Annotated in this window: 12 protein-coding genes; 6 read left to right on the plus strand and 6 right to left on the minus strand. The window is 57.4% G+C overall.

Features of this window, described 5'->3' with window-relative positions; genetic code table 11:
• Positions 1-24 precede the first annotated feature (24 nt).
• The 3 genes from XM50_RS00855 to XM50_RS00865 are packed head-to-tail and all read right to left on the minus strand — an operon-like array spanning position 25 to position 1,057.
• Positions 25-336, minus strand: coding sequence for a hypothetical protein (locus XM50_RS00855; RefSeq protein WP_046406605.1), 312 nt, complete (start codon positions 334-336; stop codon positions 25-27).
• Positions 333-797, minus strand: a complete 465-nt coding sequence (locus XM50_RS00860; RefSeq protein WP_046406606.1) for a hypothetical protein — start codon at positions 795-797, stop codon at positions 333-335. The genes XM50_RS00855 and XM50_RS00860 overlap by 4 nt, the downstream gene beginning before the upstream one ends.
• Positions 794-1,057, minus strand: a complete 264-nt coding sequence (locus XM50_RS00865; RefSeq protein ID WP_156167050.1) for a hypothetical protein — start codon at positions 1,055-1,057, stop codon at positions 794-796. The genes XM50_RS00860 and XM50_RS00865 overlap by 4 nt, the downstream gene beginning before the upstream one ends.
• 563 nt (positions 1,058-1,620) lie before the next feature.
• Between XM50_RS00865 and XM50_RS00870 the strand changes: the two genes are divergently transcribed.
• Positions 1,621-1,998 carry a hypothetical protein gene (locus tag XM50_RS00870; RefSeq protein ID WP_156167052.1) on the plus strand — a complete coding sequence of 126 codons (378 nt, stop codon included), beginning with the start codon at positions 1,621-1,623 and terminating at the stop codon, positions 1,996-1,998.
• Positions 1,999-2,512: 514 nt separating this feature from the next.
• On the opposite strand, the gene XM50_RS00875 is transcribed toward XM50_RS00870, so the two are convergent.
• Together XM50_RS00875 and XM50_RS00880 are read right to left on the minus strand one after the other, a co-directional pair.
• The gene (locus tag XM50_RS00875; RefSeq protein ID WP_046406611.1) at positions 2,513-3,160 is read right to left on the minus strand and encodes a hypothetical protein; all 648 of its coding nucleotides are present in this window, start codon (positions 3,158-3,160) and stop codon (positions 2,513-2,515) included.
• A 2-nt stretch (positions 3,161-3,162) separates the two neighbouring features.
• A complete protein-coding gene (locus tag XM50_RS00880; protein ID WP_046406613.1) occupies positions 3,163-4,227 on the minus strand; it encodes a ParA family protein in 1,065 nt (354 codons plus the stop codon).
• 107 nt (positions 4,228-4,334) lie between these two features.
• Here XM50_RS00880 and XM50_RS19880 point away from each other — a divergent pair, with 107 nt between their 5' ends.
• Both XM50_RS19880 and XM50_RS00895 read left to right on the plus strand, forming a co-directional pair.
• On the plus strand, positions 4,335-4,862 hold the full coding sequence (locus XM50_RS19880) for a hypothetical protein (protein ID WP_156167054.1): 528 nt from the start codon (positions 4,335-4,337) through the stop codon (positions 4,860-4,862).
• Positions 4,852-6,234 (plus strand): terminase large subunit domain-containing protein, encoded by a 1,383-nt coding sequence (locus XM50_RS00895; protein ID WP_046406617.1) that lies wholly within the window; start codon positions 4,852-4,854, stop codon positions 6,232-6,234. The genes XM50_RS19880 and XM50_RS00895 overlap by 11 nt, the downstream gene beginning before the upstream one ends.
• On the opposite strand, the gene XM50_RS19885 is transcribed toward XM50_RS00895, so the two are convergent.
• Positions 6,231-6,701 (minus strand): hypothetical protein, encoded by a 471-nt coding sequence (locus XM50_RS19885; RefSeq protein WP_156167056.1) that lies wholly within the window; start codon positions 6,699-6,701, stop codon positions 6,231-6,233. The genes XM50_RS00895 and XM50_RS19885 overlap by 4 nt on opposite strands.
• 69 nt (positions 6,702-6,770) lie before the next feature.
• Here XM50_RS19885 and XM50_RS00900 point away from each other — a divergent pair, with 69 nt between their 5' ends.
• The 3 genes from XM50_RS00900 to XM50_RS00910 form a co-directional block, all read left to right on the plus strand.
• A complete protein-coding gene (locus XM50_RS00900) occupies positions 6,771-8,132 on the plus strand; it encodes a phage portal protein (RefSeq protein WP_197075263.1) in 1,362 nt (453 codons plus the stop codon).
• A gap of 45 nt (positions 8,133-8,177) precedes the next feature.
• Entirely contained in the window at positions 8,178-8,930 is a 753-nt protein-coding gene (locus tag XM50_RS19010) for an HK97 family phage prohead protease (RefSeq protein ID WP_052742318.1), read from the plus strand.
• A 110-nt stretch (positions 8,931-9,040) separates the two neighbouring features.
• Positions 9,041-9,988, plus strand: a 948-nt coding sequence (locus tag XM50_RS00910) for a phage major capsid protein (protein ID WP_046406620.1), incomplete at its 3' end; no start/stop codon positions are given.

Here is a 9,988-nt window from a genome sequence, read left to right on the forward strand (position 1 = left end):
CGACAAACCCGGGGCGGTTCAACCTCATACGAATAGAGCGCCGGGCTTCCAGTTGCGCCACCAATCAAGCATCTTCTGGTGCTCGCCAATCAGTTTGAATGCGTTCTCGATCTTGCTGTAATGAGCGGGATCATAGGCGAGCTTCGTGAGCAGGATCGGCTTAAACGGATCGCGACGATACTCAGTCATAATGTAATGGAGTTCACGCAGGAGCTTTAGATCATCAGCAGCGGGCTTCTGATTGCTCTGGATAGCTGCATCCATGCGGTCATATGCCTCGAAGAACCGGCGCTGGTAGTCTGCCAACAAAGGATCATTGGGATTGTGATCGGTCATTGAGCACCACCAAACACGAGCTTAAAAGCGGCTGCATCCTGCGCGCTGCTCAGAATGACATACCAGCGTTGCGGATCGGGACTATCATTGGCCGGAACAGGCCATGATTGAACGCGGAACGGAGATTTGCACATCTTGCGGCACCAGTTGATCCGCTCGGCAACCTGTTCCTCGTCGGCGCCGGTAGTGCTGTTGAAGTAAACGTCACCAGCCGCATCAACGGCGATCTGGTGGTACGCGGAGCCAATGAAGGTCAGTGCACCTTCGTGGCCTTCGGAGCCGGGATCGAAGGTAATGATTGCACCCTCACCACCTTCTAGCATGTCCTCAGGAGCATGTTCGGGTTCCTGCTCAAAGAACGCGAGCATTTCCAGCGCACGTTCAGCCGAACCATACTCGCGCACAAGATGAGCGACATACCGCTCCGAATAGTCATCGAGTTTATAGGGCCAGTCGCTCACGCGGCACGCTCTCGCTGCCACATATCAGCAAAGGCAATCGCACGGCTTGCACGCTCTACGCGCTCCTTGAGAGGCAAAGCCTTCATGTCCTCTTTGACATAGGCGAGCTTCGCAAGGGTCAGGTCTTTGCCGGCCTGATAGGCTTCAATGAGGTACGTCGCCTCGAAAACGGCGTCCTGAAACTCGCCAGCGCCATCAAGAAGGCCCACGGTTGGATCGAGGTCGCACGTCGCAGCCAATTGCGCCGTAACCTCGTCCATTATCTCGTCGTTCGTCCTAGCCATACTCATTCCCCCACTCGGATTGAGCAGCTAAAAAGCGGACGGTTAAGGGCCGGTTATCGCCGGGCGTTTCGGTTTGTTGCCCAGCCTTAAATAGAGGACCAGGGCAGGTCGCTATCTCCTTTCAACGTCCGTTTGTCGCGGGATCGGTCAGGCGCTTGCTGCTATCGAGGGCCGCCCGAGAACATGGTAATTCGGCCCAAAGATAGTGAACCCGGCGCGACCAAGACCCTTTGAGGGAATGAGCCGGCTAAGCAGGTGAATCGACAGGAAGCTGGGGGCAAAAACCCCCGGCTTTTCTACCTCAGAAAGAACCCGTCAGAAACAACACAACGAGAGCCGCACAGACATAGACGAAAGTCTCCGCGGCAGTATAGGGCTTGATATTCGAGAACATAACTAGACCTCCCGAGGAATAGCTATGTAGCCGATGAGCAGCGCAGTCACCCTATGAGTTACCCCGAGACAATTCGCAAAGAACAACCTCCAACAATCCCTCTAAATAGGGCATGAGCAAGCGAGCAGTATTCACAGAGGAACAAATGTCCATTGCAGCCCAGATGGCAGCAGAGGGAAACAGCCAACGAGCGATCGGAAAGAAGCTGGGTATATCGGAGTATCTGGTTCAGAAGCTAATGCGGGAAGTAGCAGTGAACCAAGCCATAGCTAATGCAAGGGTAACGGACGTGATACCCCGTAAGCTGGATCGAATGGCAGATGCAGTGATGGCTCTAGTGGACACAGTGACAGAGCTAGAGAAGCGGATGGCCCGCTATGAGGAAGTTGCACGCATGATGCGGAAGGCGATGCAACGTAAGACACTTGAGAATGCGAACGTCCGTGCAGAGCGGAACAAGGCAAAGGCAGAACTGCGACAGGTGAAGAAGGACTTGTGGGCAGCAAGAGGCTTCAAGTCATAGCCCGCAAGCCGTGAATGGTTGGGCTGTCCGCTTATGGTGTGGTGTGTGGTGTGGTACGGTGTGCCACTGTTGAGGTGCAGTAGGTGCCGTTGGGTCTAGGCTGTCAAGCACCCTAGAACGACCGTGATTGCGTTCCTGAGATTTCTATGGGCAACCGTTTTATTCACTCTGGTTGAACTCTTTTTCCACTCTAAATGGCGATCCGCTGCCCTACCCTCGTGGTTGAGCGGATGGAAATGCGACGAGCTGTTGGTCGCATCCACTCTGCGTGACTGTTGACAGGCTGATGAGGTATGGTTGTCAGCAGCGAGGTATGGATAATACACCTAAAGCATACCGTGCTTCAGAGTGACAACACCTGAAGCCAACCTGTCTGCACCCAGAAAGCAACCTAAAAGATAGGTTGACACCCCAGCATAGGGGGCACCCTACATAAGGTGAGAATAATTCGTGGTTGGTGTACGTTACCCGCTATCACGCACGAGCGTCCAAAACGAACCCTACACCTAGTGGCTCACTCTGCCGGTTGCTCTTCTAGATCGACGGCGAACACCTTAGGCAGGTGTTCTGCCAGCGCCCCGATGAAGGTGATCGTGATCTCGGTGTCCACCTTGTCAATCGGCCACAGAGAGACGCCGGCGAGGGTGGGATTCACGTCTGCTTCGTGGGCTATCTGATTGCGGCGTTTCCAAATGCTTTTGAGTTGACCCTTCAAGTCCTCAGCCGATCTTTGATCGTCGGCTGGCACCCCGTCGTTTATGTGTTGCGCCAGCTTGTCCCACGGTTTGAGGCAGTAGCACGCCAACAGTTCAGCCAGCTTTGCAGGATCAACGAATGCCCTGTAGGAATTTGCCTGTCGGACGTGCGCTTCAGCCGCGCCGATCCGGGTGTCGCTATCCCCTATGGTCATGACTTCCATAGGCAGGTGGATGTTGCGCGTCTTGAGGCCATTAGTGAAGCGATGCTTGGCTTCGACAGCCGCAAGCTCGTGCGCAAAAAAGTCGAAGGAGCTAACGGCCATGAAGTAAGCCGATCGAAGCGCATCATCATTAGCGGGTTCATGGGGTCGCAGGGCCGACAACGCGTCAAACAGTGAGATCATTTGCCGTGCCCGCTCAAGGGCATGGCTGAAGGTAGCTTGTGCGTCTTCGAACCGCTCCATGTTTAGAACTGGTCCGTCAAGGCAATGACCTTCTCCGCGCCGCTTCTGAACCCCTTTCCGATATCCTCGATCTTCGGCCGATAGGTTTCCGCAACGGTGCCCCGGTGCGTGGTATCGGCAGCTAGATCGATCGCAAAAACTGGTTTGGCTAACTCCTGAGCGGTTGCGATCAGCCCATCCATTGACCCGATCTCCATCAGGAATTCGTTTGTTGGAGCATGGGCGTTGGCATAGAATTCAGGTGGCAAGAGCATCTTGGCGCTCTCAAGCGCGGCATGAAGCTCATTATCACGGACTTGGGCTAGTCGATCGAACCACTGTTGGAACGCTTGGGTAGGCTTGGCTTCTTCCTCACGTCGGGCACGTTTCCGGAAGTTGTTTACAGTTGCCCCAAGATACGCAGGCGTTACCGGACGGAATGGGTAATCAGCCTCCTTCAACAAAGTATTCGCCGCGGCCTTTCGGCCCCAGTCAGCCCACTTCGGGAGAGTCCGCGCCAGTGACTTCAACGCCATCGCGGAAAACAAGTCCGGTGCCATCGGAAGAATGAACGCATCACTCGTCATAAAGAGGTTCTGATTGATCGCGCCGAGACTTGGGCTCATATCAACGATCGCAAAGTCTATGCCGGCCTGAGCGGCTGACTTCGCGATCGCATGATGTAGAGCACCGGGTATGTTTTGGAGGGCAGAAAGCGTGTTGCTAAGCTCGTGCGCGACGGCGAGTTGGCTCTCGTATTCCGCCAGACCGACGTGGCCCGGCAGAATAAACAGTCCGGGCTGCGCCGTGGATTCCTGAAGCTCTGTCGGCTCGATCATGTAAGGTCGAGATTCGAACGCCGGCCTGATGGCGTCCCGTATGTTGCGAGGCTTCTGCGGAGTCTCGCTTTCAAACGGGTAGTCTTCCGTATCAATGTCGCCAAGAAATACCCCGGTCAGATTACATTGGGGATCACAGTCGACCAGCATTACCTTTTTGCCGAGGCTGGCGAGCATCCAACCTAGATGAAACGTCATCGTGGTCTTCGCCACGCCGCCCTTGTGATTGAAAACAGCGATTTGCTTCATGGTGCTCTCGGCTGGCCAACCGCATGAAGCGAGGTGGCTATCTGATTAGTTTGCCTGTTTGAGCACGCTGCCTCCCCCTAAGCAATCACCCGCCCGCTAAATATCAGGTGACCGGACCTGAACCCACCAAAGCCGAGGTAGATCGCCACTTTGCCGCGCAAGAGCGCAGCATCTTCGTGCCTCCCCGCACCCGTGATCCCGGCGTAACGATCGCCCATACGAAGGCAGAAGTCGAACGACAGCTTGGCGCTGCGATGACCGGCCAGACTGCTCATGCTTTCCGGCTCCGCAACGCATCTGAACCGCAGCCCGACCCCCTTGCCCGCATGTGCTCGCTAGTCAAAGCGGCTCACGAGGGAATGCCCGCAGACGAGTTCCGACAGCTCGTCCAGACGCCCATCGAGCAGCAAGCGTACCTGGCCCTCTATGGTGACATGAAGGACCACCAGCGCGCCGCGATCTGGGACAAGATCAACAAGGGCGTGTTTGAGGCGCAGCAGGCGGCGCTTCAGGAAGCGCACCGCGCACATCAGCGTGACGCCAAGCGCACCGACCAGCTACTCAAGGGCCGCGCCCTTCAGGAACGTATCGCCCAGCACGCCGCAAAGTCCGGCAAGGTGGCAGATGCGGAATGATCTGGATGACTACCTAGATCTCATCGACTTCGCCCGCGAGCAAACCGCCTCACTCGGAGTGGACGGCTTCTGGGAGTGGATCGGGGAGATTGAGCCCGACTTCCGCGAGCAGATCATCGGCGTGATGACCGATCCCGCGTTCGCGCTTGAGGATCACCAGCGGATGCCACGTGGCGAGTGGCGTATCTGGATGAAGCGCATGGGCCGTGGCGCGGGTAAGACCTACGGCGCATCCGCCAACACCAATCTACTCGCCCGAGACGTGTTTCCGGGCGGTTACGGAATTCTCGTCGGCCCAACGGTTAAACACGTCCGTGACATCATGATTGACGGACCCAGCGGCCTGATCGCGACCGCCCCGCTCGATTGCGTCCCTGTCTTCCGACCCCATTACAACCGCGTCGATTGGCCGAATGGCACGTCCGCGACCATCTACACCGCCGACAATCCTCAGGGCATTCGTGGTCCGTCACTGAACTTCGGCTGGGGTGACGAGCTTACGCTGTGGAATAGCGAGCGCACGTTCGACAACCTGTTCCGCGCAGTCCGCCAGAAGCATCCGGCGGGCACCAAGATCATCCTGACCACCAGCCCCATCAAGGCGCAGGAGTGGGTCAAGGCGATCGAGAGCCGCCCCAACACCGTCGTCAGCACGGCGGCGTCCATGGCCAACATCCACCAGGACGAACAGCACCTAGCCGAGCTTCGCGCTGAAGCCCTGATCGGCAGCACAAAGGCCCGTGAAGAGATTCTGGGCGAGTGGACGAGCGGCGAGAGCCAGCTTTGGAACAAGGAAGGCATCGATAAGATGCGCCTGACCACCACCCTCACCCGCGACGAGTATGCGGCCACTTGTAACAAGCGGTTTTTGAGCATCGACCCATCCGGCGGCGGTGACGAAACCGGCATCATCTACGGTGGCGAGAAGCGCGCAGGTTCGCGCCAGTGCGTCATTCTAGACGACTTTTCAGAGCGCATGGGCCTTGATGCCGCGTTCCGCGAGATTGTTCGCCTTGCCGGACTTCATCTGAAGTCCGGCGACTACATTCTGTTCGAGGAAAACAATCAGAAGTCCGGCCCCTCACTCCTGCGTGAGATGCTCAAGACAGCGGGTGTCACGGGCGTGCGCGTGGTGCCTGTCTGGGCGGATAAATCTAAGTATGCCCGTGCCGAAGAAGCCTACCTCCATTGCCAGCTGGGCAAGGTCCGCATCCACGGTCAGCACGACAAGCTAGAACGCCAGTTGGTCGAGTGGGAACCCGACCTGAAGTCGTCACCAGACAGAGGAGACGCTTTCACTCAGGCGATCAAGCACGTTCACGGCGAACGCAAGAAAACCGGCTTCCAAGTCATCAGTCTAGGCCGCGTTTAGGGTCTTCGGTGGTCGAACAGCTTTGATACGAACCGGTATAATGCTTTCGCTTCGGAAGTCAGGCAGTAAATCTCGTCTGACTTAATCCCCACACCATTCTTTACCAAAGTAAACTCATCAGGGCCGACCGCGTGGCTTGGCGGCGGGGGCGGTCCTCCGAGCACCTTCGTCGCGCAGTTCTTATCATTGACGCCGCTGGCGAACGCGCCATCTGAAAGCCGGCGCACGTTCTCAAGCACGTCCGCTTTGAGCCGGCCAGCATGACGAGGCCGCATGGGAAACGACGGGGGCCAGCCGCTCGTCGGCGGTGTCACAACGTATTCACCCGAGGTCAGGTCGAGTTCTAGGGTCTGTGATGGCGTCCATTCCGACACATCAACACTGATTGTCAGCTTGTCTTCAGCGTCGGCGGCGGTCGCACCAGAGCAAGCCAACAATCCGAACAACCCAAGCGCAAAAAGTCGCATATAGCTCTCCGTCGGCGAACTCCTTACCACCGCTAAATACTCACAGGACAACCAATTAATGGTGGCAAAGTGGGTTTTTTATGGTTCAAATCGCGTGATTACGGTCAACAGGAAACTCAGCTGCGAAGCCGTGGTATCGGGGGCATGTTCCCCGTCAACGGCGGCTCCGTTTGGACCGACGACGAGAACTACGTTGGTCGCACCAAGGCGGTCTATTTCCAGTGTCCGGTTAGCCGTCGCTGCCTAGAGATTCGCGCCGAGAAGCTGGCTTCCATCACCCTCAAGATCGAGGGCAGCAAGCGCGGCAAGAAGGTGCTCAGCGTTCCCAACTTCCGCGACCGCACGATGAGCAACCTGCTCCGCAACGCGGAAATGGACCTCGGCATCGGTGGCGATAACTGGCTCTGGTTGAACAAGGAAATTGCGGAGCGTCCTGTCATGGAAGCCCTGCGGCCCGACTTTATGTATCAGGAGCCGGCCAAAGGCACGATCAGCTATGATCCGTCCAAGCGCCTCAACGGCACCAGCAACCCAGAACTCATCTTCTACACCGATCCCGACGAACCCGCTTCGATCATCATGGTTGAGCGCCGTATCGGTGACACCAACCGCTACGAGCAGATCGACGCCGACCTGCTCCACATGAGCATCTACAACCCGCTGAGCTCTATTGAGGGTTCGGGTGCCGGCGACGCGATCATGGCTGATATCGCCGCTTACAGGGCGGCTACGAAGCTCATGTATGCTCGTTTCACGAACGGCGGCCGCAAGAGCGGCTGGATCACCATTCCTGAGGTGGACGGCTACAACGAGCTAACCGACGACGATAAGGCCAAGCTGCGCGACACGCTCAGGATGCTGCGCGAGGACGACGAGCTAAAGGGCTTGGTCGCCGGCTCCGAGTTCATCGAGAACCAGATGGACTTCAAGGAACTCGATGTCGTGTCCGTGGTGAAGGCGCTTGAGCGCCGTATCGCAATGGCGTTCGCTGTTCAGCCTGTGATGCTCGGCTTTGAGGGCGAAACCACCGGCATGAACATGCGAACGGCGGATCGCACCTTCTACACTGGTTGGTTGAAGCCGCGCGCCGATTTCGTGCTCGGGCATCTCCAGAGCTTCCTCCGCGACAGCCTGAACGACCCCAAGCTGACCATCGAAATCGATGAGACCAAGCTGCCCTACCTTCAGGACGACAAGCTCGACATGGTAGACAAGATGGCTGGTCGCGGCGCGATCACCTTCAACGAGTATCGCGAGGCAATGGGCTTTGCTCCCGCTCCTTGGGGCGACAAGCCGATCCCCGTTGCTGGTGCTGGTGAAGCCCTCACTCAGAGTGGCGACAAAGAACCGCAAGAGCAGCCCGACAATCAGAACCCGCGAGAAGTCGGCCACAATGCCGATACCAGCGGTCGCGCGGATCAACGCGGCTAACCGCTAAATAGGACGGAGTTTGTAACTGATAGGAACAGAACCTCGATGAACGCACCTTTCCTGACTAAGAGCTTTAAGGCTGGTCCTATCAACGACAACGAGGTCGAGGGTTTGGCGAGTGCTTACGGCAACATCGACCATGCCGGCGATATTGTTGAGCGCGGCGCTTACAAGCGCACCCTAGATCGCTTCAACGCTTCCGTGAAGGGAATGCCCTTCCTAGCGCATCACAGGCACGACAAGCCCATTGGTCGCATTATGGAACTCAGGGATAGCGACGAGGGCCTGTACTTCAAAGCGCGCTTCTCAGACAGCCACGATGGTCAGAACGTCCGTTCCCAGTTCCTAGATGGAACCCTAGACAGCTTCTCGATCGGCTACCGCGTGCTTCAGAAGCAAGCCGATCGCGTCAACGATCGCAAGGTGCTCCGCCTCAAGGAGATTGCCCTTCACGAGATTAGCGCGGTCACATTCCCCTGTAACGAGCTTGCGAAGCTGACCGCCGTAAAGGGCGACATCGCTTCCAGCTTCCCCGATCTCAGCCTTGAAGACCAACAGCGCGTAGCTGACTTCGCAGCCACGCTGATGGCCAAGTCGGTGCTCACGGACGAGGAAGTCGGGCAGGCAATCGCCGAAGGCACCGAGATGATCGAGGCAGCAGCCGAGGCGCTCGGCCAGCAAACCAATCTACAGATGGAGATTGTCGACGCGCTCAAGTCGCAAGCCGCTGAAATTGAGCAGAGGCACTTCGATGACCTCTGGCTCGCATACCAGATCAGGAAGCGTCTGGGCCGCTAAATAGAAACACTGGAAGCAACGCTTTCAACCGGCACTCCTAACGGACTCGCCTCTCAGACAGCAGGACCCGCTCTTCAGCCCTCCTCTGAACTCCAATTCAGAGGTGAAAAGTGAACGAAGAGAACATCAACAAGCTGTTTGAGGAACTGGCAACCAAGGCCAACTCCGACGACGCAGTGAACAAGGCAGAGGTTGAAACTCTGCGCGGCGAAATCGCTGACCTGCGTGACCAGATGGCCCGCAAGTCGCAGACCAAGAGCCACACCGCAGACATTACCGCACAGGACGACGACCGCCTCGCAAAGCTGGCGTTCGTGAAGGGCCGTTACGCCATCGAAGACGGCGACGTGAAGGCAACCGAGTTCTCGCGTCTCGTCGGTGAAGAGGGTGGCAACACCGTTCCTACCGTATTCGACGGTGAGATCACTCGCGGCCTCGCAAAGCTCAGCCCAATCCGCAGCCTGTCCCGCGTCGTGTCGGTCAAGGCAAACCTCGAGCGCATCATCAAGATGCGTGTTGGCGGTGCTGCAAAGACCAAGGCGGAAAAGGCAGCTTACACGCTGAACACCACCGACCTGTTCGGTAAGCTCAGCTGGGGCACCAACGAAATCGTTGACCAGCAGCGTCACACTTCGTGGGTTTCCGACGATCAGGAGTCGATCCTGAACCTCGCAGCAGAGCTTCAGGACAGCATGATCCTGAACATCGCTGAGAAGGAAAGCGACCTTTTCCTCAACGGCACCACGACCAACACCGTTCAGGACGTTCCCGGCCTGACCACCACCCGCATGGGCCTTCTGGCACAGACCGCACTCACTTCGGGCGTCACCAAGTACACCGACGTATTCGGTCAGCTCGCAACGGTTCAGGCTGTTGTTCCAGTGTCGGGCAACTACCTGTCGGACGCGGTTCTGAAGCTGCGCTCGACCCTGCACAGCAACTACCTTCAGGGCGCAGTGCTCGTGTTCAGCAGCGACGTTGAACTGGCTCTGTTCATGGAGAAGGACGAGAACGGTCGTTCGCTCCTGCGTCCGGCAGATGCAAGCGTTGCTGGCGGC

The organism is Sphingomonas sp. Ag1 (assembly GCF_000980895.1).
In the GTDB taxonomy this organism is placed as follows: domain Bacteria; phylum Pseudomonadota; class Alphaproteobacteria; order Sphingomonadales; family Sphingomonadaceae; genus Sphingomonas; species Sphingomonas panaciterrae.

Coding starts and splice junctions, on each gene's coding strand:
- XM50_RS00855 (WP_046406605.1), bottom strand. CDS start 336: ATGACCGATCACAATCCCAATGATCCTTTGTTGGCAGACTACCAGCGC.
- XM50_RS00865 (WP_156167050.1), bottom strand. CDS start 1,057: ATGGACGAGGTTACGGCGCAATTGGCTGCGACGTGCGACCTCGATCCA.
- XM50_RS00870 (WP_156167052.1), top strand. CDS start 1,621: ATGTCCATTGCAGCCCAGATGGCAGCAGAGGGAAACAGCCAACGAGCG.
- XM50_RS00875 (WP_046406611.1), bottom strand. CDS start 3,160: ATGGAGCGGTTCGAAGACGCACAAGCTACCTTCAGCCATGCCCTTGAG.
- XM50_RS00880 (WP_046406613.1), bottom strand. CDS start 4,227: ATGAAGCAAATCGCTGTTTTCAATCACAAGGGCGGCGTGGCGAAGACC.
- XM50_RS00895 (WP_046406617.1), top strand. CDS start 4,852: ATGCGGAATGATCTGGATGACTACCTAGATCTCATCGACTTCGCCCGC.
- XM50_RS19885 (WP_156167056.1), bottom strand. CDS start 6,701: ATGCGACTTTTTGCGCTTGGGTTGTTCGGATTGTTGGCTTGCTCTGGT.
- XM50_RS19010 (WP_052742318.1), top strand. CDS start 8,178: ATGAACGCACCTTTCCTGACTAAGAGCTTTAAGGCTGGTCCTATCAAC.